At 67.5% G+C, this 25037-nt stretch carries 19 protein-coding genes and 2 pseudogenes; 6 read left to right on the top strand and 15 right to left on the bottom strand.

Annotated features, from left to right (window positions below):
* A partial coding sequence (locus RT123_RS11295; RefSeq protein ID WP_313009215.1) for a DUF1176 domain-containing protein occupies positions 1–544 on the top strand: 544 nt, incomplete at its 5' end.
* A complete protein-coding gene (locus tag RT123_RS11290; RefSeq protein WP_313009214.1) occupies positions 541–1449 on the top strand; it encodes an NAD(P)/FAD-dependent oxidoreductase in 909 nt (302 codons plus the stop codon). The genes RT123_RS11295 and RT123_RS11290, both read left to right, overlap by 4 nt.
* Here the strand turns inward: RT123_RS11290 and RT123_RS11285 are convergent.
* The 10 genes and pseudogenes from RT123_RS11285 to RT123_RS11240 all read right to left on the bottom strand — a co-directional run bounded on the left by RT123_RS11285 (position 1446) and on the right by RT123_RS11240 (position 14290).
* Positions 1446–3265 (bottom strand): annotated as a pseudogene (locus RT123_RS11285) (DUF885 domain-containing protein). The gene RT123_RS11290 and the pseudogene RT123_RS11285 overlap by 4 nt on opposite strands.
* A gap of 77 nt (positions 3266–3342) precedes the next feature.
* The gene (locus tag RT123_RS11280; RefSeq protein WP_313009213.1) at positions 3343–5175 is read right to left on the bottom strand and encodes a DUF885 domain-containing protein; all 1833 of its coding nucleotides are present in this window, start codon (positions 5173–5175) and stop codon (positions 3343–3345) included.
* Between the two features lie 160 nt (positions 5176–5335).
* A complete protein-coding gene (gene pnp, locus RT123_RS11275; protein WP_313009212.1) occupies positions 5336–7567 on the bottom strand; it encodes a polyribonucleotide nucleotidyltransferase in 2232 nt (743 codons plus the stop codon).
* A 297-nt stretch (positions 7568–7864) separates the two neighbouring features.
* Positions 7865–8134 (bottom strand): 30S ribosomal protein S15, encoded by a 270-nt coding sequence (rpsO, locus tag RT123_RS11270; RefSeq protein ID WP_017506665.1) that lies wholly within the window; start codon positions 8132–8134, stop codon positions 7865–7867.
* An 80-nt stretch (positions 8135–8214) separates the two neighbouring features.
* Positions 8215–9144, bottom strand: coding sequence for a tRNA pseudouridine(55) synthase TruB (truB, locus tag RT123_RS11265; RefSeq protein WP_199060624.1), 930 nt, complete (start codon positions 9142–9144; stop codon positions 8215–8217).
* 43 nt (positions 9145–9187) lie between these two features.
* A complete protein-coding gene (gene rbfA / locus RT123_RS11260) occupies positions 9188–9640 on the bottom strand; it encodes a 30S ribosome-binding factor RbfA (protein ID WP_055809765.1) in 453 nt (150 codons plus the stop codon).
* 65 nt (positions 9641–9705) lie between these two features.
* Positions 9706–10389, bottom strand: coding sequence for a DUF2459 domain-containing protein (locus RT123_RS11255; protein WP_313009210.1), 684 nt, complete (start codon positions 10387–10389; stop codon positions 9706–9708).
* Positions 10386–10937, bottom strand: a complete 552-nt coding sequence (locus RT123_RS11250; protein ID WP_313009209.1) for a hypothetical protein — start codon at positions 10935–10937, stop codon at positions 10386–10388. The genes RT123_RS11255 and RT123_RS11250 overlap by 4 nt, the downstream gene beginning before the upstream one ends.
* 70 nt (positions 10938–11007) lie before the next feature.
* Positions 11008–11691, bottom strand: a complete 684-nt coding sequence (locus RT123_RS11245) for a LolA family protein (RefSeq protein ID WP_066553451.1) — start codon at positions 11689–11691, stop codon at positions 11008–11010.
* A 187-nt stretch (positions 11692–11878) separates the two neighbouring features.
* A complete protein-coding gene (locus tag RT123_RS11240) occupies positions 11879–14290 on the bottom strand; it encodes a DNA translocase FtsK 4TM domain-containing protein (RefSeq protein ID WP_313009208.1) in 2412 nt (803 codons plus the stop codon).
* Between the two features lie 140 nt (positions 14291–14430).
* Here RT123_RS11240 and RT123_RS11235 point away from each other — a divergent pair, with 140 nt between their 5' ends.
* Positions 14431–15687: a UbiH/UbiF/VisC/COQ6 family ubiquinone biosynthesis hydroxylase gene (locus tag RT123_RS11235; protein ID WP_313009207.1), complete on the top strand. Its 1257-nt coding sequence runs from the start codon at positions 14431–14433 to the stop codon at positions 15685–15687.
* Here RT123_RS11235 and RT123_RS11230 read toward each other — a convergent pair.
* The 5 genes from RT123_RS11230 to dapF form a co-directional block, all read right to left on the bottom strand.
* The gene (locus tag RT123_RS11230; protein WP_295244529.1) at positions 15684–16499 is read right to left on the bottom strand and encodes a SirB1 family protein; all 816 of its coding nucleotides are present in this window, start codon (positions 16497–16499) and stop codon (positions 15684–15686) included. The genes RT123_RS11235 and RT123_RS11230 overlap by 4 nt on opposite strands.
* Positions 16500–16511: 12 nt before the next feature.
* Positions 16512–16913, bottom strand: a complete 402-nt coding sequence (locus RT123_RS11225; protein WP_313009217.1) for a YraN family protein — start codon at positions 16911–16913, stop codon at positions 16512–16514.
* A 5-nt stretch (positions 16914–16918) separates the two neighbouring features.
* Entirely contained in the window at positions 16919–17791 is an 873-nt protein-coding gene (gene rsmI, locus RT123_RS11220; protein WP_313009205.1) for a 16S rRNA (cytidine(1402)-2'-O)-methyltransferase, read from the bottom strand.
* The gene (locus tag RT123_RS11215) at positions 17788–20118 is read right to left on the bottom strand and encodes an NADP-dependent malic enzyme (RefSeq protein WP_066553438.1); all 2331 of its coding nucleotides are present in this window, start codon (positions 20116–20118) and stop codon (positions 17788–17790) included. Before RT123_RS11215 ends, rsmI begins: the two co-directional genes overlap by 4 nt.
* Positions 20119–20251: 133 nt before the next feature.
* Entirely contained in the window at positions 20252–21082 is an 831-nt protein-coding gene (dapF, locus tag RT123_RS11210) for a diaminopimelate epimerase (protein ID WP_313009204.1), read from the bottom strand.
* 40 nt (positions 21083–21122) lie between these two features.
* Between dapF and RT123_RS11205 the strand changes: the two genes are divergently transcribed.
* From RT123_RS11205 to RT123_RS11195, 3 genes and pseudogenes are all read left to right on the top strand, one after another.
* On the top strand, positions 21123–21917 hold the full coding sequence (locus RT123_RS11205; RefSeq protein ID WP_295236849.1) for a potassium channel family protein: 795 nt from the start codon (positions 21123–21125) through the stop codon (positions 21915–21917).
* A 100-nt stretch (positions 21918–22017) separates the two neighbouring features.
* Positions 22018–24192 carry a prolyl oligopeptidase family serine peptidase gene (locus RT123_RS11200; RefSeq protein ID WP_313009202.1) on the top strand — a complete coding sequence of 725 codons (2175 nt, stop codon included), beginning with the start codon at positions 22018–22020 and terminating at the stop codon, positions 24190–24192.
* A 188-nt stretch (positions 24193–24380) separates the two neighbouring features.
* A pseudogene (locus RT123_RS11195) lies at positions 24381–25037 on the top strand (S9 family peptidase); the annotation flags it as partial.

Raw genomic sequence — 25037 nt, 5'->3', positions numbered from 1 at the left:
TCCGGCCGCCCTTGTGCCGGTCGCGCCGTCGCTGCCGACCGTCACCCCCGCCCTGGCCGTCGATCAGGCCGGGTTCGGCGATCAGAACCAGCGCCTGCCCGCCGCGCTGCGCGCCCGCACCGAGGTCGGCGATTGCCTAAAGGAATCCGCCACGCCCGACATCAGCGACATGGTCATGTCCGCTCGCCTGGACGCCCGCACCGAGCTGTGGGCCGTGCCCTGCGGCGCCGGCGCCTACAACCTGACGCACAACTGGTATCTGACGGGGCCGGGTGGTCGCGATCCGCGACCTGCGGTCCTCGCCGGATCGGAAGGGCCCGGGTCCGATCCGGTCATGCCCGACAACGCGACCATCAACGGCGCCTATGATCCCAAGACCCGCACCCTGTCGGCCTTCGCCAAGGCGCGCGGCCTCGGCGATTGCGGCGCGGCGCAGACCTGGGCCTGGACGGGACAGGGCTTCACCCTGACGCAGGAAAGCGTGATGGGCGAATGCGCCGGCGTGCCGTCCGACCTGTGGCCTGTTACCTGGCGCACGCGGTGAACGACCCAGAGGTTCTGATCATCGGCGCCGGTCCGGCCGGCCTGACGGCGGCGACCTATCTGGGTCGCTTTCGTCGGCGGACCCTGGTGGTGGATGGCGGCGCGCCGCGCGCCTGCTGGATCCCGCTCAGCCACAATATGCCGGGCTTTCCCGCCGGCGTCACTGGCGCGGACATCCTCAAGCGGATGCGCGAACAGGCCGAGGAGTATGGCGCGGTCGTCGAACCGGGTCGCGTCCAGCGGCTGACCCAGGACGGCGACGTCTTTATCGCCGAGATGGATGGCCGCACCATCCGCGCCCGCGCCGTCCTGCTGGCGACCGGGGTCGTCGACCATCATCCCGACTTGCCGGGCGTCGAGGACGCGGTGCGCAAGGCGCTGGTCCGCATCTGTCCCATCTGCGACGGCTATGAGGCGACCGACAAGGCCGTGGCTATCATCGGCCAGAGCGACAAGGGCGCGCGCGAGGCCGCCTTCATGCGCACCTATTCCGACCGTGTGACCCTGATCCACATCGGCGCGCCTGACGCGCTCAGCCGGCATGATGAACTGGAACGGCTGGGCGTCGAACTGATCCTGGCGCCGCTGGACGCGATCGACATCGAGAACGACCGGGTGACGGCGCTGAGCTACGCCGGCCAGAGTCGCGCCTTCGATCTGGTCTATTCGGCTCTGGGCACATCGCCGAACGCCGACCTGGCCCAAGGGCTGGGTGCCCGTCTGGCCGACGACGGCCGGTTGGAGGTCGATCTGCACCAGGCCACCAGCGTGCCGGGCCTGTATGCCGCCGGCGACGTGGTGCGCGGCCTCAACCAGATCGCCGTCGCGACCGCCGAAGCCGCCGTCGCCGCCACCGACATTCACAACCGCCTTCGCCAAGCCGACGGCCTGACCGTCGCCGACTAGGCCTGTCCTCGGACCACGCGTTCGAGGACGGCCAGGGGCAAGGATCCGTTCTCCAGCACCTTGTCGTGGAAGGCCCGCAGGTCGAAGCCGGGCCGGCCTTCGGCCTCCTTGCGCAGGCGCGCGATGACGGTGTGGCCGACCTTGTACGCGCAGGCTTGGCCGGGCCAGACGCAGTATCGGTTGATCTCGCTGTTGGACGCATCCAACGGCTTGGCGCCCGAGGCCGCCATATAATCGACCGCCTGTTCACGGCTCCAGCGCTCGGAGTGCAGGCCCGTGTCCACAACCAATCGCACGGCCCGGAACAGATAGGACATCAGGAAGCCGACCCGGCCCAATGGATTGTCGGCATAGACATCCAGATCGTCAGCCGCCACCGCCTCGGCATACAGGGCCCAGCCTTCGTTATAGGCTGAGAAGCCCCCCGCGCGTCGCCATTGCGGCAGTTCGCCGGACTCGCGCTGCAACGCGACCTGAAGGTGATGCCCCGGCGACGCCTCATGATAGGTCAGGGTCGGCAAGGCGAAGCGCGGCCAGTTTCCGGTGTCGCGCAGGTTAATGTAGTAGGCGCCCGGCCGTGATCCATCCAGCGGCGGTCCCTGATAGTAACCGCCCGGCGCGCCAAACTGGATCGAGACCGGCACGCGCCGGATCTCGACGTGGGACTTGGGCAGACGGCCGAACACCTGGGGCAGTTTCGGCTCAAGATCGGCGACGAGCGTGTTCAGCCAGGCCAGCAGTTCGGCCTTGCCCGCATCGGTATTAGCGAACAGCTGGGCCGGTTCCTTGTTCAGAGCCTGGATGCGTTCGCCGACCGTGCCCTGCGTATAGCCCTGCGCCTTCAGGATGGCGTCGATCTCGGCGCTGATCTCGGCGACCTGTTCGCGGCCCAGGGCGTGGATTTCCTTGGCCGTCAACGTTGTGGTCGTATTGGCCTTCAGCCCGGCGGCGTAGAAGGCCTCGCCGTCCGGCAGGCGCCAGACCCCGGCGTCGTGGGTGGCGCGCGGGCGCAGGGCCTCCAGCGCTTCGATCTGGGCGGCCAGGGCCGGCTTGACCTTCTGATCGACGATAGCGGCGGCGCGGGCGTCATAACCGGTCAGGTTCAGTCCGGCGGTCTTGCGCGCTAAAGACTGCAGCATGGCCAGATCGGCGGCGGGCGTATCGCGCAGGGTGCGAATCTGCGGCAGCATCCGGTCGATGATGAAGTCTGGCGGAATGACGCCTAGACCCGCATCTTCCTGAATCTTGGCCGTCTCGCCCTCAGCACGCCGGAGAAGGCCTCCAGCCGCGACAGGAAGGCGTCGGCGCCGGCCGCGTCTTCGATCCGGTGCTGGTTGTCGAGGAAGTCGGGCGTGCTGAAATAGGCGCCCGACAGCTGGGTCACGATATAGGGTGACGGCCGTCCCGGGCCCGCTCCGTAGTCGAAGCGCGCCGTCTGCGCGGCCGTCTCGGCCCCGAAGGCCGCGATGGCGTAGTTCAGCGCCCCGGCGGGCGACAGGCCGCTCTGGTCGAAGGCGTCCAACTGCGCCCAGCGGCTCACAGCCTTCTGACGATCCTTGCGGATGGCGGCCGGTCCGGCTTCGCTGAGTTTCGCCGAAAGCGCCGCCCGCGCCCCGCGGTCCAGGCCAAGGTTGGTCGCGCCCTCCGGATTTTCGTCGATGTCCGCTTCGAACCAGCCGTCCAGCAGGCTGTTCAGGCGCGCGTCGGCATCGGCGGCGGTCGTCTGGGTCTGGGCCTGGGCTTGGGCCTGCGCTGCGGCGGGGACGACCGCAGCCGTGGCGGCGGCGGTCAGCAGAAGTCGGCGACGATCGATCATGCGGCAACTCTCAAAGGGCGAACACGTCGCGCCGACGCGTCCCGATCCTCTTCGTCGGCCCGGCGCGGCCGCGGGGCTCAGGCCTGGGTCGTGACCCAGCCGTCGACGATCCGTTCCAGCACCGACAGGGGCACGCCGCCGGCGGCGAGGGCGGTGTCGTGGAAGCCCTTGATGTCAAACTTGGGTCCCAGGGTCGTCTTGGCCTTTTCGCGCAGGCGGACCCATTCGTTGTGACCGACCTTGTAGGCGCAGGCCTGGCCCGGCCATCCGCAATAGCGTTCGACCTCGGACGTCGCCGCGCCTTCCTGATCGCCATAGGCCTCCATCATGTAGCGGATGCCCTCTTCGCGGCTCCAGCCCTTGGAATGGATGCCGGTGTCGACGACCAGGCGCGCGGCGCGGAACATCAACGATTGCAGGTAGCCGATCTGACCCACCGGATCGTTCTCATAGGCGCCCAGCTCGTCGGCCAGCTGTTCGGCGTACAGCCCCCAGCCCTCGACGTAGGACGAGAAGCCCAGCAGGTTCATCAGAAGCGGCGCGGACTCGCTCTCCTGCTGCAGGCTGATCTGCAGATGGTGGCCCGGCGTCGCCTCGTGATAGGTCAGGGTAGGCAGGGTCCAGGACGGCCATTCCGCCGTGTCCTTCAGATTGATCCAGTAGATGCCGGGCCGCGTCCCATCCAGGCTGGGCGAGTTGTAATAGCCCATCGGCGCGCCGGCCTCGATCTCGGGCGGGACGCGCTTGATCTCGACCTTGGCCTTGGGCAGACGGCCGAAGGCGTTTGGCAGGCGGGCCTGCATGTCGGCCATTTGGGCGTTGAGCTTGGCGATCAGCTCGGCCTTGCCGGCGTCGGTGTTGGCGTAGACGTATTTGGGATCGTCCCCTAGGGCCTTGATCCGTTCGGCGACCGAGCCTTGCGTCAGGCCTTGCGCCTTCAGCAACACATCGGCGCGCGCCGTCAGATCGGCCATCTGTTCCACGCCGGTGCGGTGGATCTCGTCAGCGGTCAGCCGGGTCGTGGTGATGTAGCGCAGGCTGTTGGCGTAATACTGCTCGCCCTGCGGCAGGCGGCGCACCGAGGCCTCGTGCACGGCGTTCGGTTGGGCTGCCTTCAGGGCGGCGTTCTGGGCGGCCAGGGCCGGATAGACCCGCTCGGTCACAAGCCGTTCGACCTGGGCGCCCCAGTCGCCGGTCAGGCCCTTGGCGCGGGCCCGATCCACGACCGACTGGGTCAGGGGCGAGGTCGCCGCGGGGGTCGCCAAGACGCCGTCCTGCTGGCGGATCGCCTTGGCCAGGATGAAGTCGGGCGGGATGACGCCCAGCGCATAGTCTTCCTTCAATCGATCCGTCTCGGCCAGCAGGACGTCGGCGAAGGCGTTGACGCGCGCCACATAGGCGTCGGCGTCGGCGGCCGTTTCGATGGTGTGCTGGTTGGCCAGGAAGTCGGGCGTGGACTGATAGGCGCCGCCCTGCTGGCTGACCCGATACGGATTAGGCCATCCGCCCTGGCCGTAGGGGATGTCGTAGGTGGCGATGATCCCGTCCAGATTCTGGGCCAGGCTGTCGTAGTAGTTGAGGTTTCGCGCATCCAGCGCGGAGCGGTCGATGCGGGCCAGTTCGGCGCGCTGGCGACGGATGAAGGCGCGCTGGTCGTCCTCCTCGGCGCGGGTCGGGGCGGTCAGTTTGGACTTGGCGGCCGCGCGGTCGCCCTTGTCCAGGCCGAACATGGTGACGACCTCGGGGCTCTTGTCCAGCGTCTGCTCGAACGTGGCGTCCATGAAGGTCTTGAGCTGGGCTGCGGCGTCGCCCTGAGGCGCCCCGGCCTGACGAGCCAAGGCAGGGCCGCCCACGGCGACGAGTCCGGCGCCCAGAGCGGCGGACTGAAGAAGACGACGACGATCGAACATGGAGCGGCCCCTCGAAAATTGGATGCGGCAATGGAAACCGCATGGACCGGTGCGGCAAGTGAAATCGCAGATAGGCGCCCGATCTCTGCGTGGGGCGCCAAAGAAAAAGGCCCGGCGGATCGCTCCGCCGGGCCTCTTTCCATCTCAATGCCGAAGTCGATTAGTCGCGACGACGACGTCCGCGATCGCCACCGCGATCACCGTCGCGCTTGGGGCGGCCGCCGGTGTCCTCCGACAGGGGCTCTTCGCCACGCTCGGCGCGCTCGGCGTTGATCTTGGCCGTCAGGTCTTCACCCGTGGCCTGATCGACGACCTTCATCGACAGCTTGGTCTTGCCGCGATCGTCGAAGCCCAGGAACTTGACCTTGACCTCTTGACCTTCCGACAGGACGTCGGCCGGGTTGGCGACGCGTTCCAGAGCGATCTGGGACACGTGGACCAGGCCGTCCTTGGCGCCGAAGAAGTTCACGAAGGCGCCGAAGTCGACGACCTTGACGACCTTGCCGGAGTAGATGGTTCCGACTTCCGGCTCCGAGGCGATGGACTGAATCCAGGCCTTGGCGGCGTCGATCTTCTCCTGATCGTTGGCGGCGACCTTGATGGTGCCGTCATCGCCGATGTCGATCTTGGCGCCGGTCTTCTCGACGATCTCGCGGATGACCTTGCCGCCCGAACCGATCACTTCACGGATCTTGTCGACCGGGATCTTGACCGTTTCGATCTTGGGCGCGTGCTCGCCCAGTTCGGCGCGCGGCGCATCCATGGCCTTGGACATCTCGTCCAGGATGTGCAGGCGACCGGCCGAGGCCTGGGTCAGGGCCTGCTGCATGATCTCCTTGGTGATGCCGGCGACCTTGATGTCCATCTGAAGGCTGGTGATGCCTTCCGACGTGCCGGCGACCTTGAAGTCCATGTCGCCCAGGTGATCTTCGTCACCCAGGATGTCCGACAGGATGGCGAACTCACCCGACGGCTCCAGGATCAGGCCCATGGCGATGCCCGAGATCGGACGGACCAGCGGCACGCCGGCGTCCATCAGGGCCAGCGACGAACCGCAGACCGTGGCCATCGAGGACGAGCCGTTCGACTCGGTGATCTCGGAGACCAGACGGATCGTGTAGGGGAAGTCTTCCTTGGTCGGCAGCATCGGACGGATCGCGCGCCAGGCCAGCTTGCCGTGACCGATCTCGCGACGGCCGGGCGAACCCATGCGGCCCGCTTCACCCACCGAATAGGGAGGGAAGTTGTAGTGCAGCAGGAAGTTCTCTTTGTAGGTGCCCTGCAGGCTGTCGATGTACTGTTCGTCCTCGCCGGTGCCCAGGGTGGCGACGACCAGGGCCTGGGTTTCCCCACGCGTGAACAGGGCCGAACCGTGGGTGCGCGGCAGGACGCCGACTTCCGACACGATGGCGCGGACCTTGTCGAGGGCGCGGCCGTCGACGCGGTGCGCGTTCTCGATGATGTCGCGACGCAGGACTTCGGCTTCGCACTCCTTGAAGGCGGCAGAGAACTTGGAGCCGTCGACGCCGTCGGGGTTCTCGTCGGTCTTCACCAGCTTGGCGGCGGCGGCCTTCTTGGCGGCGTCGACGCCCGAGCGGCGCTCGTACTTGCCGGCGTGGGTGTAGGCGCTCTTGATGTCTTCGCCGACCAGCGACTTGATCGAGGCGACGACGTCGGAGTGGTCTTCGGCCTGGAAGTCGAACGGCTCCTTGGCGGCGTGTTCAGCCAGTTCGATGATGGCGTCGATCACCGGCTGCATGCCCGCATGCGCGAACATCAGGGCCTCGAGCATCTTCTCTTCCGACAGCTCCTTGGCTTCGGATTCGACCATCATCAGGGCGTCTTGCGTGCCGGCGACCACCAGGTCGAGGTCCGAGGACGGGATCAGGTCGATGGCGGGGTTCAGGACCAGCTCGCCGTCGATCAGGCCGACGCGCGCGGCGCCGATGGGGCCCATGAAGGGCACGCCCGAGATGGTCAGGGCGGCCGAGGCGGCGACCATGCCCAGAACGTCGGGGTCGTTTTCCATGTCGTGCTGCAGCACGGTCACGACGACCTGGGTCTCGTTCTTGAAGCCCTTGACGAACAGCGGGCGGATCGGACGGTCGATCAGGCGGGAAACCAGGGTTTCCTTCTCGGACGGACGGCCTTCACGCTTGAAGTAGCCGCCCGGGATCTTGCCGGCGGCGAAGGTCTTTTCCTGATAGTTGACCGTCAGGGGGAAGAAATCCAGGCCGGGCTTGGGCGCGCGGCCATAGACGACGGTGGCCAGAACCACGGTCTCGCCGTAGGTCGCCAGCACAGCGCCATCGGCCTGGCGGGCGATGCGGCCCGTTTCCAGGGTCAGCGGGCGGCCGGCCCAGTCGATCGTCTTGCGTTTGATGTCGAACATATTTCGTCTTTCGTATCCCGGACGGCGTATTCCGTGCGGGGTCCCATCATGGGGCGGATGCGTCGGCGTTCAGTCCTTCGATCCAGAGGCCGCCGCGCCATCGCGACGACCGGGAGAGGACCGTCATGGCCCTCGCAGCTGCGCCGGTAAGTCCTGCGGCGCACAGGTCGTGTCTTATAGTCGCGCTTCCCGGGCGGCCAACCGGCAGCCACTTGGCCTGGAAGCGCTTAGTTGCACAACGAGGCGCGGACGTGACCGCCCGCGCCTCGAAAGCGTATTCTACACTGATCCGACGCCTTAGCGGCGCAGGCCCAGTTTGGAGATGAGCGCCTGGTAGCGACCGGCGTCGACCTTGTTCAGGTGGTCGAGCAGGCGGCGACGTTGCGACACCATCTTCAGAAGGCCACGACGCGAGTGGTTGTCCTTCTTGTGGGTCTTGAAGTGTTCGGTGAGGTTGGCGATGCGCTCCGACAGGATCGCGACCTGAACCTCGGCCGAGCCGGTGTCGCCGGCGGAGCGGGCGTTATCGGCGATGATCTCGTGCTTGCGTTCAGCAGTAACCGACATCGTAAGAGTCCTTTCTTGGCCTATCGCGCTTCGCGCTACTTGAGGCCGTGGGGTCTCGGCCCTTGCCGGATGGCGCGGGCCTAGAGGTTGAAAACGCGGTCGGGTTCTAGCCGGCCGGCCCGCAACTGACAGAGGGCGACGAGGGTCTGGCCCTGAAAGGCTGAAACCGTGCGCGAACCGCCGGTAAGACGATCCTTGAGGGTTTCCACCTGACGGGGGAGCAGAACGATCGGGCGTCCCTGCCGAAGCGAGAAGGCGTCCTGTTCATTCACGGCCAGTTCCGGGATGTCGTCCAGAGCGGTCGCGACGGCAAGCAAGCCTTCCGAGGCGGCGCCCCTATGCACCATTTCCTCCAGAGAATCCAGAGTGACGGCGTTTTGCGTGGTGAACGGGCCAACCCGCTCGCGTCTCAGGGCGCTGACATGACCCTCGGCGCCCAGAACCGCAGCCAGATCGCGCGCCAGCGACCGCACATAGACGCCCTTGCCGGTGCGGATTGTGATTTCAACGTGGTCGGCGTCGGGCGCGTCGCTGACCTCGGCGGAATGGATGGTCACGCGCCGAGCCTGAAGTTCGAACTCCACCCCGTCGCGGGCCAGGTCATAGGCGCGGGCGCCGTCCACCTTGATCGCGGAAAAGCGCGGCGGCGTCTGGTCGATCTCGCCGACGAAGGCCGGCAGGGCGGCCTTCACCTGATCGACCGTGGGACGCACGTCGGAGCGGCCGATGATCTCGCCCTCGCGGTCCACGCTGTCGGTCGAGACGCCCCAGTTGATGGTGAAGCGATAGACCTTCTGCGCCTCCATCATCATCGGCACGGTCTTGGTTGCCTCGCCGAGCGCGATGGGCAGGATGCCGCTGGCCAGCGGGTCCAGCGTTCCGGCGTGACCGGCCTTCTGGGCGTTGAACAGGCGACGGATGCGGCTGACGGCCTCGGTCGATCCCATCTCGAACGGCTTGTCCAGGCAGACCCAACCGTCGACGATGTCGCCCTTCTTCTTGCGGGCCATTATGCTTGGCCTACCGCGCTTCGCGCTACTTGAGGCCGGAGGATCACTGATCGCCCTCGTCGTCGCGGCGCTCCAGGTCGGCGCGGACGCGGGGGTCGTCGAACAGGCGGTCGATGTGGCTGGCGGCGTCGAAGCTTTCGTCGTGGCGGAACTTCAGGTCGGGCGTGAACTTCATGTCCAGACGACGGCCCAGCTGGCCGCGCACGAATTTGGCGTGCACGTTCAGCGCCTTGATGATCTCGCTCTCATGCCCATTGGTCGGTGCGGCCTCGACGCCGGCGCCGAGAGGCTCGACGAAGCAGGTGGCGTGTTTCAGGTCCGGCGACAGGCGCACTTCGGTCACGGTGATGGACACCCCTGCCAGGGCCTCGTCGCGGATATCCTCTTCGCGCAGGATGTCGACTAGGGCGTGACGGATCAGCTCGCCGGCGCGCAGCTGGCGCTGGCTGGGTCCGGCGGGGCCGGAGGCGTTACGGGTGTGTTGCTTGTGGGCCATTGGCCTCTCCTTCTTGTTCGCCCGCTGGGGATCGGACCCGGCCGGATAGGCGAAAGTCGGGCGGTCTAGTCCCGCAGCGGGGGTCTGTCCAGTTTTCGCGCCCGTTCGGCGGCCCGAACCGAGCGCATCACTTCGCCCGAGGTGATGGCTGGCACTGGACGAATGGCCACGCCACCGGCGTTCAGGACGCCGGCCGCCCAGTGATTGCACAGATGCAAGATGGAGAAGGTCTCGCGGCTGGCGAAGAAGCGCGCGTCGTCGCCGGGCCGCAGGGCTGCGATGCGCGGCCGGCCGTTCGACAGATCGAGCGAGGCCTCGACCCGCGCGGCCAGACGCTCGAAGCGAGCGCGGCTCAGGGTCAGCGCGGCGCTGTCTTCGCCATAGGCCAGGCGCGGATCCTCGGCTCGAGGGGCCAGCATCAGCACCGATCGATTGCCGGGATGCAGGAAGGCGCGCGCGCCGTCGGGAAGGCGATCTGAAATCGGGCGCTGATCGACGTAAAACTTCGCATCGCCCCATCCGATCAGGATCCAGTCGCCAGGCGCCAAGGATTGGACTGCAAGCGCCAGAGGACCGCCGCGGCGCTCCAGCGCGGCGCGCGGGACGGCGATATCGGTGTGAAAGCCGTTGTCGAGCACCTGAATGACGACGGGGTCTGTCGCCGTCCCATCCGTCGCGCCCGGCCGGGTCCAGGTCAGAAGCGCGGCGACCAGTCCGGCCAACGCCGCCAGCACCAGACCACGGATCATCGGCTGAGGTCCAGGACGGCGCACAGGCGGTCGTCGGCCAACAGGGCGCCCGGCGGCGGTCCCTGTCGCACCGGCATCAGGACGAAGCCGTTGCGCCGCACGGCCAGGGCCAGCCATCCGACGGGATGACCGGCGCACAACCGCGTGTCTTCGTCAGCCGTGACGCGTCGCACCTCGATCTGGACCATCGGCGGCACGGCCATGGCGTCGGTGAAACTTTTTGAGACGCTGGCCTGCTGATCCGCTTGAACCAGCCGATGGGGCGCCGAGGTCAGGCGGCCGCCCGCGGTCGTGCTCAGCGCGCCGCCGTCTATGTCCAGCGCCATGTCGGACTTGGTCGCGACGTAGCGCCCGGACAGCACGACTTCCCCGACCTCGACCTGTCCGGACGCGCGAGGTCTGGCGGAGGCGTCGGTAGGCGCGATTACGCGGTTCAGAGCCGGTTCGACCACCAGTGCGCCGAGCATGAACAGAGCAAAGGCGCCCGCGCCGACCGCCCCGATCCATTTCAGCGAAGGGGCGCCGGATGGCGGGGCGGTCGCGCTCATGCGGCCAATCTAGGGGAACAGGGGTTGAGGAATGGTCACCCGCCCCAGAACACCCTAAGACTGAATGCCCTTAGTTGCGGCCGGGACGACGGGTCGGGTCGCTGAGCTGGAACAGGCGCGCCGACAGGCCGGACGCCGGTTGCAGCGAGGTCAGCTGGGTCCGGGTGCGGGCGCCCTGAGGATCGGTGATGGTCCACTCTTGCAGACGCATCGGATTGCCGGCGAAGGCCAGCACGACCTGACCGTCGTTCGGGCGGTTGGAGTCCCGCGCCGTGATGGCGAAGGCGCCCGAAGCCATCCGGGTCACGCGCTCGATGCGCACGCCCTGATCCAACCGCACATTGCGCGCCAGGAAGGTGGACAGCGGGGTGCGACCAAGCGGCACCTGCTGGAAGCTGTTCAGACGCGGGTCGTAGCGTTTGACGTTATAGCCGTCCGACACCACCAACAGACCGGCGGGGTTGGTGTATTCGAAGCGCATCTTGCCGGGACGCTGCAGATAGAAGCGCCCTTGGCGCGTCTGTCCATTCGGGCCCGTTTCGGTGAAGGTTCCTTGCGCCGAGGTCAGCGCCTGAAGATAGCCCTGCGCCTGTTGCACCACGGCGCGATCCTCGGCCGACAGGTTGGACTGGGCATGGGCGGCGTCGAAGGCGCCCAGCGCGATCAGGCCGGTCGTCAGGCCGGCGCCCAGCAGCAGGCTGCGGCGGTGCAGATCGGCGGCCGGCAAGGCCAGGGTCTTGGTGCGCGAGGTCATGAAGTTCGTCTCCCGTTCGGGATGGTTGTCGATCCTGCCGTCTTGCCCGGTTGGCTTGGCGTCGGAATGACGCGAGCCTGACCATATTCCGGCGCTGCGATGAAGCCCTGTTCATCGAAATGCTGAAGCTTGGACGCGATAGCGGGTCAGACAACGGCTCCAAGCCGCAGCCGTTCCTCGATTGTTGTCATACCATCGGCGGAGGGCCGGCCAGGACGTCACGCTTGCCGGCGTGGTTGGCGGGGCTGACCACGCCTTCCTGCTCCATCCGCTCGATCAGAGAGGCGGCGCGGTTGTAGCCGATCTGGAGCCGACGCTGCACGTAGCTGGTCGAGGCCTTGCGGTCGCGGGTGACCACGGCGACCGCGCGGTCGTACAGGTCGTCGCCCGAGCCTCCGCCGCCGCCTTCGTCATAGCCGTTGTCGCCGTCGCCGTCCGGTTCGTCGGTGATCAGATCCAGATAGTCAGGCTCGGCCTGGGCCTTCAGATGTTTGCAGACGTCCTCGACTTCCTTGTCGTCGACGAACGGGCCGTGCAGGCGGGTGATGCGCCCGCCGCCGGCCATGTAGAGCATGTCGCCCTGGCCCAGCAGCTGCTCGCCGCCCTGTTCGCCCAGGATGGTGCGGCTGTCGATCTTGGACGTGACCTGGAAGGAGATGCGGGTCGGGAAGTTGGCCTTGATGGTGCCGGTGATGACGTCCACCGACGGGCGCTGGGTCGCCATGATCAGGTGGATGCCGGCGGCGCGGGCCATCTGGGCCAGACGCTGAACGGCGCCCTCGACGTCCTTGCCGGCGACCAGCATTAGGTCGGCCATCTCGTCCATGACGACGACCAGGAAGGGCAGCGGTTCGGGACGGATCTTCTCGGACTCATAGACCGGGCGGCCTTGGTCGTCGAAGCCGGTCTGGACGGTGCGTTCGAAATGCTCGCCCTTGGCCTGGGCCTCGCGGGCGCGCTCGTTGTAGCTGGCGATGTTGCGCACCCCCAGCTTGGACATGCGGCGATAGCGATCCTCCATCTCGCGCACCGTCCATTTCAGGGCGACGACCGCCTTCTTCGGATCGGTCACGACCGGCGCCAGCAGGTGCGGGATGCCATCATAGACCGACAGCTCCAGCATCTTGGGGTCGATCATGATGAAGCGGCATTCGGCCGGGCTGTGGCGATACAGGATCGACAGGATCATGGCGTTGACCCCCACGGACTTGCCCGAGCCGGTGGTGCCCGCGATCAGCAGGTGAGGCATGCGCGCCAGGTCGGCGACATAGGGTTCGCCGCCGATGGTCTCGCCAAGCGCCAGGGGCAGCAGGTGACCCTTCTTGTCGTATTCGGCGCTGGCCAGAAGGTCGCGCAGATAGACGGTTTCGCGCTTGGCGTTGGGCAGTTCGATGCCGATGGCGTTGCGGCCCTGGACCACGGAAATACGACAGGCGCGGGCGGACATCGACCGGGCGATGTCGTCGGCCAGAGCGACCACGCGGCCGTGCTTCACCCCCGGCGCAGGCACCAATTCGTACAGCGTCACGACAGGGCCGGGACGGATCTGGTCGATCACGCCGCGCACGCCGAACTCCTGCAGCACGCCTTCCAGCATCTTGGCGTTCTGTTTCAGGGAGTCCTCGTCCACCGAACCGACGCGCTGGGCCGGCTTGGTCAGGATGCCGAGCGGCGGCAGGTCGAAATCGCCTTCCGGCCGCACGAAGTCGAAGGCCTGCTGGTCCACGTTGTCCTTGCGGGCCTTGGGTGCCTTGACCGCGGCGACGCGCGGCTCGACCGGGCGGGCGGCCGAGGGGCGGGGCGCGGGCTGGACGGCGTCGTCCTCCCACGGCGGCAGGTCGTCGTAGGCGGTCTGAGGCGGCTCTTCGGCATAGGTCGGGGCCAGCGGCGCCTCTTCCGGTGGGGCGGCGCGGGGCGCTCGGGCCTTGGCGGGCGCCTTTTCGCGGGCGGCCTGGGGCTTCGGCTGAGGCGGCGCGGGTGCGCGCAGCGACTTGCCCCAGTGCAGGGCGTCCAGAAAATCCATGGCGCGCAGGCCGATGGCGAAACCGACCAGCCACAGCCCGGCGACCAGGAAGACGAGGCCTGCAATGATGCGGCCGCCGGGGATATGCAGGGCGCCGAGGCCGCGCGCCGCCAAGCCTGTCACCGCATCGCCCCACAGACCGCCCAGACCGGCGGCGAGCGGCCAGGCGGCGGGCGCGGCCAGGGCGGCGAGCGCGCTGGACAGCAGCAGCGTCCCGCCGGTCGCGGCCAGGGCTTTCAACGGCGTGGGCTTGAGCCTTTGCTGGATCGCATCGCCGACCGCGCGCGCCAGGCCGAAGGCGACCAGCAGCAGGGCGGCGGGCCAGGCCGCAAGGCCCAGCGATTGCATGAACAGGTCGGCGAACAGGGCCCCGTTAGTCCCAAGCCAGTTGGTCGTCGGCAGGCTGGAAGCGGCATTCAGACTGGCGTCTGCCGGATTCCACGACACCAGGGCGACCAGCAGCAAGGTCGCCAGCAGGGCCTGCAAGACCCCCCTGAACCGCACCACGAAGGGCGCGTCCCACAGGATGCGGGCGCTGATCCAGGCCTGGCGGCCGATTACGAGGGCGGTGGACATGAAGGGTCGAACCTTCCGGCGGCTGACGTTCGGTAGCCTTTGTCGCACTCACAGGGTTAAGGGGCTGTTTACCAGCTTGGCCTTGGCGATGGACAAACCGTCCTCTGGACCTTTGGCCGCGACGGCGCGACAAGCCTTCCATGGCTGATACCGAACCCTACGACATCGTCATCGCCGGCGCGGGGCTGACCGGGACGGCCTTCGCCCTGGCGGCGGCGCAAGCGCAGTTGAAGGTCGTGATGATCGATCCGCAGGCGTTCAGCGCCCAGTTGGCGCCGACCTTCGACGGACGGTCGACGGCCGTCGCCTTTTCGACCTTCCGCATGCTGGACGCGCTGGGCCTGGGCGAAAGCCTTCGTCCCCACGCCTGTCGGATGGACCATATTCTGGTGACGGACGGGCGTCGGCCGGGCGCGGCCAGCCGGTCCGCCTCGCCCGCCTTCCTGCGCTTCGACGCCGATGAGATCGGCGGCCGCTCCGGCGGCGAGCCGCTGGGCTATATGGTCGAGAACCGTCGCATCCGCGCGGCCCTGGCCGAGGCGGTGACGCGCGCGGGGATCGCGGTGCGGGCCCCGGCGACCGTCGCCAGAGTCGAGACCGATGCGGGCAAGGCGACCGTGATCCTGGCCGATGGATCGACGCTGATCACGCCGCTGGTCGTCGGGGCAGAAGGGCGAGGCTCGACCGTGCGCCGCGCCGCGGGGATCGAGACGGTCGGCTGGGGCTATGGCCAGAGCGGCGTGGTGGCGACGGTGCGGCTGGGTCGCGACCACGGCAATGTCGCGCACGAATATTTCCTGCCCAGCGGCCCCTTCGCCATCCTGCCCCTGACCGATCAGCGCGCCAGCCTGGTCTGGACCGAGACGACGCGACGGGGCGAGGCGCTGCGCGACGCCTCGGACGCCGCCTTCCACGCCCATCTGATGCGGCGGTTCGGGGAGTTTCTGGATGGGGCGACGGTCGAGGGCCCACGCTTCGTCTATCCGCTGTCGCTGAGCCTGGCCGAGAAACTGATCGCGCCGCGCATCGCCCTGATCGGGGATGCGGCGCACGGCGTGCATCCGGTCGCCGGCCAGGGTCTGAACATGGGGCTGAAGGATGCGGCCGCTCTGGCCGAGGTTCTGGCCGAGGCTGCGCGCCTGGGCGAGGATATCGGGTCGGAAACCGTCCTGGAGCGCTATGCGCGATGGCGCCGGTTCGATACGGCGGCCCTGGCGGCGGGTTTCGACGCCTTCGTGCGTCTGTTTTCCAACGACATCGCGCCGGTGCGTCTGGCGCGCGACCTGGGCATGGCCGCGGTCAATCGCATCGGCCCTCTGCGCCGCGCCTTCATGCAGGAGGCGGGCGGCGCGACAGGCGACTTGCCCCGGCTTTTGCGCGGCGAGGCCGTCGTTTAGTTCAACTGCATCCGCACGCGCTCGAAGGTCGTGAACCGCCGCGCCTCCTCGACGCCGTCCAGACCCTGAGCGCGAGCGAGAGCATCCAGAGAGCCCGCGAGCGCCCCCTGCTTCTCGCGCGCCGAGGCGACATCGAGCCACGGCCGGTGGTCCTCGGGGTCCAGCAGGGCACGACGCAGGGCCGACCGCTCCGCGCCTTCATAATCCCGACCGCGAATGGCGCGGCTGAACAGCACGTTCTGCAGCCGGATCAGCGACTGACGATCCGTCACTGGCGCCATCAGAAGATCCAGCCGATCCGCGACGTGCGGCATCAGACCGGCGCGAAGCGCGCGCCGCGTCAGTTCGCTGGGCAGGATCAGCCGCCCCTGGCTGAACGGATCCAGGGCGACGGGACCTTCAGGCGTCTCGACGCGAACCATGAAATGGCCGGGAAAATCGACGCCAGCCGCCGTGATGCCGGCCGCGCGCGCCGCGTGCAGATAGAAGACCGCCAGCACGGCGGACAGGCCGCGCCGACGCTCGGCGACTGCGATGATGTCGGTGTTGTCGGGATGGTCGTAATGGATCAGGTCGCCGTTCAGCCGCAGGTCGGCGCACAGGGTTTCGGCCAGCGCCTCGTCGGGCCCTTCGCCGCCAATCCGCTCCTTCAGCCGCTCGCAGGCGTTACGGGCCAGAGCGCGAACAGGCTCGGGATCACGCAACGGATGGTCATGGATGGCGCAGGCGATCGCCGCCTCCAGCAGGGGGAAGGCGTCGTCTTCGGCCTGACCGGCGGCGGTCAGGACGGCCTCGGCCTCCTCGCGCGTCATGCGATCCCCTCGTCAGCGCCTCTCGACGCCGCGAAGATGACGTGGAACGCGCCAGGGAGCCAGCGCCACCATATCAATTCTCAATTCCAGACGTTGCAGGCCCGGCCGATTACGTCGGATCGCCTCGCCCGCTGCGACCAGTCGATCGTATTGGACCGGCTTCAGCGCCAGCAGGGCCGCCTGCATCGTCGCGCGGCGCTTGACCTCGACCACCGCCAGCACCCGACCACGACAGACCAGCAGATCGATCTCGCCGGCCCGGCTCTTCAGACGAAACCCCAGCACGCGATAGCCGCGCAGGATGAGCCAGAAGGCCGCGATCCATTCGGCGGCGTGACCGGACTTGAACGCCGCCCCGCCCTTCGCCTGACGCCACGCCGCCTTGGGGCGACGGACCGGCGCGGGACGAGACAGGCGTTTCACTTGCCCTTCAGCTCCAGCGCCCGTCGATACAGGGTCTTTCGGTTCAGCCCCAGGGCCTTGGCGACCTCCGAGGCGGCGTCGCCGGTGGACAGGGTCTGAAGGGCGTCGATCAGGGCGGCGTCGGCGTCGGCCTCGGTCGCCTGAACCTGTTCGCCGGGACCGACGACCACGACGATTTCGCCCTTGGGGCTGTCCAGACGCGGATCTACGGCCAAGTCGTCCAGCGTCCCGCGCACGCACTCTTCATAGAGTTTGGTCAGCTCGCGGGCGACGGCGGCGGGGCGCGGGCCCAGCACGGCGGCCATGTCGGTCAAACTGTCCTTCAGGCGCGGCCCGCTCTCGAAGAAGACCAGCGTCTGGCGCTGGCTTTTCAGGGCTTCCAGAGCGGCGGTGCGTCCGGCCGTCTTGGGCGGCAGGAAGCCGGCGAACAGCACCCGGTCGGCGGGCAGGCCGGCGATGCACAGAGCGGCCAGCAGACTCGAGGCGCCGGGGATCGGATGGACGGGCAGGCCTTCGGCGATCACGGCCCGGGCGACGACGAAGCCGGGGTCGCTGACCAGGGGCGTGCCGGCGTCCGACACCAAGGCCACCACCTGTCCCTCACGCAACCGTTCGATCGCCTGTTCGGCGGCGCGGCCGGACGCATGATCGTCGCAGCGTTCCAGCCTGGCCTTCAGCCCATAGGCGCTCAGCAGTTTGGCGGTGACGCGGGTGTCCTCGGCCAGCACCAGATCGGCGGCGGCCAGTACGTCCAGCGCCCTCAGCGTCATGTCGCGCAGGTTGCCGATCGGGGTGGCGACCAGATAGAGACCCGGCTCTACCCGCCGGGGCGGCGGGGCGGCGGGTGGAAAGGGCGAGGGTTCGCTCAACGCTCGACCACGGCCGCGGGGGGACGCGGCGCCGAGGTCAGGCCCGAGCCCTGGAAGGCGGGACCGGCGTCATAGGCGGCGAAGGTGGCGGCGGTGATGATCTCGCTGACCGAGGCGCCCAAGCTGACGATCTGCACCGGCTTCTCCAGACCGACCAGCAGCGGACCGATCACGGTCGCGCCGCCCAGGGCCTGAACCAGCTTGGTCGAGATGGCCGCCGAATGGATGGCGGGCATGACCAGGACGTTGGCCGGCTTGGTCAGGCGGTTGAAGGCGTAGGCCGAATGCCCCTTGGGATCCAGCGCGACTTCCGGCGGCATTTCGCCCTCGTATTCGAAATCGACGCCCTTCTTGTCCAGGATGCGGATCGCCTCGCGCACCTTCTCGGCGCGGTCGCCGGGCGGGTTGCCGAAGGTGGAATAGGACAGGAAGGCCACGCGAGGATTGCGACCCAGCTTCCTCACCGTATCGGCCGCCTTGACGGCGATGTCGGCCAACTCCTCGGCGTTGGGCAGTTCATGAATCGTGGTGTCGGCGACGAACAGGGTGCGGCCCTTGGCCAGCAGGATCGACAGGCCGATCAGGGTGTCGTCCACGTCCAGCACGCGCTGGACCTCCTTCAGCGCCATGTTGAAGTTGCGTGTCACGCCCGCGACCATGGCGTCGGCCCGGCCCTTGGCGACCAGGGTGGCGGCGAAATAGTTGCGGTCCTGATTAATCATCCGCTGCACGTCGCGGCGCAGATAGCCCCGGCGCTGCAGCTTTTCGTACAGCCAGTCGGTGTCCTCGACATTGTGGTCGGAGACGCGGGCGTTGGTGATCTCGATGCCCAGCTCGTCGAAGTTCAGACCGGCCTCTGCGGCGTTCTGACGGATCAGATCCTCGCGGCCGACCAGGATCGGCGTGCCCAGGTCGGCCTGTTTGAAGCCCCAGGCCGCGCGGATGACGGCGGGTTCTTCGCCCTCGGCGAAGACGACGCGCTTGTTCGGCCCGCCGCGCACGGCCGAGCTGATCTTCTGCATCAGGGCGGCGGACGGATCGACGCGCGAACGCAGCGCGTGACGATAGGCGTCCATGTCCTCGATCTGGACGCGGGCCACGCCGGTGTCCATCGCCGCCTGGGCGATGAAGGGCGGGATGTACCAGATCAGGCGCGGATCGAAGGGCGTCGGGATGATGTAGTCCGGGCCGAACTTCAGCTTGCGTCCGCGATAGGCGGCGGCGACCTCGTCCGGCACGTCTTCGCGCGCCAGGGCGGCGAGGGCCTGGGCGCAGGCGATCTTCATCTCGTGGTTCACGCGGCGCGCGCGCACGTCCAGCGCGCCTCGGAACAAATAGGGGAAGGCCAGGACGTTGTTGACCTGGTTCACATAGTCCGAGCGGCCCGTGGCGATGATGGCGTCCGAACGCACCGACTTGACGTCTTCTGGCGTGATCTCGGGGTCGGGGTTGGCCATGGCGAAGATGATCGGATTGGGCGCCATCGACGCGACCATCTCCTTGGTGATCGCGCCCTTGGCCGATAGGCCCAGCACCACGTCGGCGCCGACCATGGCCTCGGCCAGGGTGCGCAGGGGCGTATCGGTGGCGTGGGCGGCCTTCCACTGATCCATGCCGTGGTCGCGACCCTTGTAGACGACGCCGTCGCGGTCGCAGATCACGGTGTTCTCGGCCTTGACGCCCGCGGCCTTCATCAGGGCGATGGAGGACAGGCCCGCCGCCCCGGCGCCGGCCAGCACGACCTTGATCTCGTCCAGCTTCTTACCCGCGATATGCACGGCGTTGATCAGGCCAGCGGTCGAGATGATGGCGGTGCCGTGCTGGTCGTCATGGAAGACGGGGATGTCCAGCAGATCCTGAAGCTCGCTTTCGATGACGAAGCATTCGGGGGACTTGATGTCCTCCAGATTGATGCCGCCCCAGGTGTCGCCGATGTTCTTGACGACGGTGATGAACTCGTCCGGATCGGTGGTCTTCACCTCGACGTCGAAGCTGTCGACGTCGGCGAACCGTTTGAACAGGACCGACTTGCCTTCCATGACCGGCTTGGAGGCCATGTGACCCAGGTTGCCCAGGCCCAGGATCGCGGTGCCGTTCGAGATGACGGCGACCAGATTGCCCTTGGAGGTGTAGTCGTAGGCCTTGTCCGCATCGGCGGCGATCGCCAGCACCGGCACGGCCACGCCCGGGGAATAGGCCAGCGACAGATCGCGCTGGGTCGCCATCGGCTTGGTCGGCGCCATGGAAATCTTGCCCGGCGTCGGGATGCGGTGGAAGTCCAGCGCTTCGTCGTCGGAGAAGGTTTGCTTTTCGGTCTGATCGGGCATCGGTCGTCCAGGGCGTCGGCGTGGCTGTAACCGTTCGTGTCCTAGAGGCTGGGACGGGCCGCGCCAACCCTTGACGCGGAGGAAGCCTGCGCAATCGGTCCCGAGCTTGACCTGCGCGTCAGCGTCAACGCCGTCAGATCGACAGCACGCCCGTCCGTTCGATCTCGACCGGTCCGGTCATCAGGACGTGATCGGTCTGGGTATCCCAATCGATGACAAGCTCGCCGCCATCGACGACGACCGTCGCCTTGCGTTCGGTCAGGCCGCGCCGCGCGGTGGCGACCAGGGCGGCGCAGGCGCCGGTGCCGCAGGCCTTGGTCAGGCCGGCGCCCCGCTCCCACACCCGCAGGCGGATGTGGTCCCGGTCCAGCACGTTTGCGAAGCCGACATTGACCCCTTGCGGGAACAGCGGGTGATGCTCGACCAGCGAGCCGGATCCGGTGACGAAGCCGTCGTCTTGGCGGTCGGTGAAGAAGACCACGTGCGGATTGCCCATGGAGACGGCGCCGGGCGTATGCAGGATCGGCGCGTCGATCGGCCCGACCTGAAGCTCGATCCCGCGCGTGTCCATCTCTTCGGCCAGCGGCACCTGGGTCCAGTCCAGGCGAGGCTTGCCCATGTCCACGGTCACACGATGGTCGCCGGCGCGCGTCGCCGTTGTCGGCCCGCCCGCCGTATCAATGACGACGCGATCCGATCCGTTCGCCTGCATCAACAGCCAGCCGACGCAGCGCAGGGCGTTGCCGCAGGTCTCGACCATCGATCCATCGGCGTTCCACACCCGCATGAAGGCGTCGGCCGTGTCTGACGGTTCGATGGCGATCAGCTGGTCGAAGCCTTCGCCCGTCTGCCGGTCGCCCAGCGCACGAATCTGGTCCTCGCCGGGAGCGAACGGCTGTTCCAGCGCATTGACGACGACGAAGTCATTGCCGGCGCCGTTCATCTTGACGAAAGGACGGGTCATGCAGGCCATATAGGCCCAACCCAGCGTCGCGGAAACCAGCGTGTCCCAGACCGAAACCGACCCCAAGGACAACGGCCTGCGACTGCGCGCCCGACTGCGATATCTGTATCATGGCAGTCAGCCGGCGGCGGTGAAGTTCCGCTTGACCGTCATCGTGATCGACCTGGCGATCATCGGCTTTTTCCTTGCCGCGCCCATCCTGAAGAACATGGGCTGGGCCTTCTATGCGCTGGACTATTTCATCGCCGCCATTCTGGCTCTGGATCTGGCCGCGCGGGCCTATGCCTATGCCAATATCAAGGATTGGCTGAAGCGGCCGATCGTCTGGGTCGACCTGTTCGTGCTGGCGACCCTGCTGTTTCCGGCCTGGCTGTTCAACCTCGGCTTCCTGCGGATGCTGCGGCTGTGGACCCTGCTGAACTCGGACTTCTTCTGGCGCACCGTGGGGGCGCGGTTTGACGATACACGGGTCGAAGGGATCGCGCGGGCCCTGGCCAATCTGATCACCTTCGTCTTCGTGGCGACCGGCTTCGTCTATGCGACCTTCAGGGGGCACGACGGCATCTCCGGCTATGTGGATGCGCTGTATTTCACGGTGGCCACTCTAACGACGACCGGATTTGGCGACGTCACCCTGCCCGGGCCGTGGGGGCGGTTGTTGTCCATCGCTGTCATGCTGGTCGGCATCACCCTGTTCCTGCGCCTGGCGCAGGCCCTGATCCGACCTCACAAGGTGCATTTCCCCTGCGACCGCTGCGGCCTGCAGAACCACGACCCCGACGCCGTCCACTGCAAGGCGTGCGGCAAGCTGCTCTGCATTCCCGACGAGGGTTAAGGCGGCGCGTCCCACCGGTGTGACAAAACGGTAAGGTCGCACGGCTTGCCGCACGGGAAGGCGTCGTTAAGGTGCCGGCTTCGTTTTCGGGGACCTGTCCATGATCCGTGCTTCCGCCGTCGCACTTGCGACGCTTCTCGCCTCCACCAGCCTGACCTCGGTATCCATGGCCCAGACTTCCGCCTCCTCACCCGCCCTCGCATCCGGCGGCTTCGCGACCAGCGATACGACCGACCCCTATCTGTGGCTCGAAGAGGTCGAGGGCGAGCGGGCGATGGAGTGGGTTAAGGCCCACAACGAACGCACCTTCGCCGTCCTGCAGGGCGATCCCCGCTACGAAACCCTGCATCAGCAGGCGCTGGAGATCGTTCAGGCCCAGGACCGCATCCCGTCGCCCGGCTTCACCCACGACGGCCATATCGACAACTTCTGGCAGGACGCCCAGCATGTGCGCGGGCTGTGGCGTCGGACGACGCTGGACAGCTATCGCAGCGCCACGCCCGAGTGGCAGACCATCCTCGACATCGACGCCCTGGCGGCGGCCGAGGGCCAGAACTGGGTCTACAAGGGCTCGACCTGCCTTCAGCCCGAAGAGCGCTACTGCCTGATCAGCCTGTCGAACGGCGGCAAGGACGCGGTGACCCTGCGCGAGTTCGACACGGTCGAGCGCAAGTTCGTCGACGGCGGCATCATGCTGCCGGAGTCCAAGGGCGGTGCATCCTGGATCGACAAGAACACCCTGCTGATCTCGCGCGACTTCGGTCCCGGCACCCTGACGAACTCGGGCTATCCGATGGTGGTCAAGCGGATGAAGCGCGGCCAGACGCCCGACCAGGCCGAGACCCTGTTCACCGGCCAACCGACCGACGTTTCGGTGTCCGGCTATACGCTGCGCGACGCCGACGGGGTGGTGAAGGCGACGCTGATCAACCGTTCGGTGGACTTCTATTCGTCCGAGACCTGGCGCCTGGGCGACGACGGCGCCCTGACCCAGCTTCAACTGCCGGCCAAGTCCGACATCACTGGCCTGGTTCAGGGCCAGCTTCTGGTGTCGCTGAAACAGGACTGGACCGCGCCGTCGGGTCAGGATTTCAAGACCGGCGACCTGATCGCCTGGCCGCTGGAGGCCTGGCTGGCCGACCAAGCGACCCCGGCCCAGCTGGTGCTGCGTCCGACCGAGCGCCAGGCCATCGAAGGCGTCAACGTCACGCGCAACCGGCTGGTCGTGGCCTTGTACGACAATGTGCGCGGCTCGGTGCGGGTCTACACTCCCGGTCAAGGCGAATGGGCGCACACGACGCTGGACCTGCCCCAGAACGTCTCGGTCGGCGTCGGTTCGGCTTCCGAGAAGGACGACAAGGTCTTCGTCAGCGTCACCGGCTATCTGAACCCATCCAGCCTGTGGCTGGCCGATGCGGCGACCGGCGCGGTCGATCAGGTCAAGTCGATGCCGGCCAAGTTCGACGCCGCCAGCATGACGGTCGAACAGCACGAGGCCCGTTCGGCCGACGGGACCATGATCCCCTATTTCGTGGTGCACAAGGCGGACATGCCGCTGGACGGCTCCAACCCCACGCTACTGTACGGCTACGGCGGGTTTGAAAGCTCGCTGCTGCCCGGCTATTCGGCGACGGTTGGCAAGCTGTGGCTGGAGCGGGGCGGCGTCTATGTCATCGCTAATACGCGCGGCGGCGGCGAGTTCGGACCCCGCTGGCACGAGGCAGCCCTGCAACAGAACCGCCAGCGCGCGCATGAGGATTTCCAGGCCGTGGCCCTGGACCTGATCGCCCGCGACATCACCAGCCAGCCCAAGCTGGGCATCATGGGCGGCTCGCAAGGCGGGCTGTTCATGGGGGCGATGCTGACCCAGCGGCCGGACCTGATCAACGCCGCCGTCATTCAGGTGCCGCTGTTCGACATGCTGCGCTTCCACAAGCTTCTCGCCGGCGCCTCGTGGATCGGCGAATACGGCAACCCCGACATCCCCGAGCAGCGCGCCTGGATTCAGCAATATTCGCCGTATCAGAACCTGCGCGCGGACCAGCCCTACCCGGAAGTCTTCATCCATACCTCGACCAAGGACGACCGCGTCCATCCGGGCCATGCCCGCAAGGCGGCAGCGCGGCTTGAGGAGCTGGGCTATCCGGTTCTGTTCTACGAGAACGTCGACGGCGGCCACGCGGCCGGGGCCAACCTGCGCGAAACCGCGCGTCGCCTAGCGCTGGAATACACCTATCTGTCGCGCCGTCTGATGGACACGCCGGCACAGGAATAGCACTCAATCCTCCCCCGTAAGCATTTGTGAACGGGGGAGGGGGACCACGAAGTGGTGGAGGGGGCGACCCCGCGCACCGTGTCTGGTTCCGCCCCCTCCACCGCCTGACGGCGGTCCCCCTCCACCGCCTGATGGCGGTCCCCCTCCCCCGCGACGCGGGGGAGGATCAGATTTGCGGAGTTCAAGCCATGCGTCACCTGATCCTGTCCGCCGCCATCCCGGCCCTTCTGGTGGCCGCCTGCGCGAGTACGCCGGTCGCCAGAGGTGTTGACGAAGTCGTGGTCTCGACCAACGACAGCCCTCCGCCTCACTTCCCCCGCGACCTGACCCCGGCGGGCGTCGCGGCGGCGGACGATCATTTGGCGCTGGAGCAGGTGGACGGGGCCGAGGCCATGGCCTTCGTCGCCGAAGAGAACCGCAAGTCCCTGGCGGCCCTGACCGGCGATCCGCGCTACGAAACCTTCCGCGCCGAGGCCCAGGCGATCCTGACGGCGACCGACCGCATCCCCAGCCCGTCCTTCCTGGGCGACGGCATCGGCAACTTTTGGCAGGACGCGACCAATCCCAAGGGCGTCTGGCGTCGCACGACGCTGGCCAGCTACCGGACCGCAACGCCGCAATGGGAGACGCTGCTGGACATCGACGCCCTGTCCAAGGCGGAGGGCAAAGACTGGGTGTTCAAAGGCGTCGACTGCCTGGCGCCGGACGACACCCGCTGCCTGATCAATCTGTCCGACGGCGGAAAGGATGCGGTGGTCGTGCGCGAGTTCGACCTGACCACCAAACGGTTTGTCGATGCGGGGTTCAGTCTGCCCGAGGGCAAGCACCGCATCGAATGGCTGGAC

The sequence above is a fragment of the Brevundimonas vesicularis genome (assembly GCF_032067225.1).
GTDB lineage: Bacteria > Pseudomonadota > Alphaproteobacteria > Caulobacterales > Caulobacteraceae > Brevundimonas > Brevundimonas vesicularis_F.
Note: the sequence above shows the minus strand (reverse complement) of the source record. Positions and strands in the feature narration are given on the sequence as shown.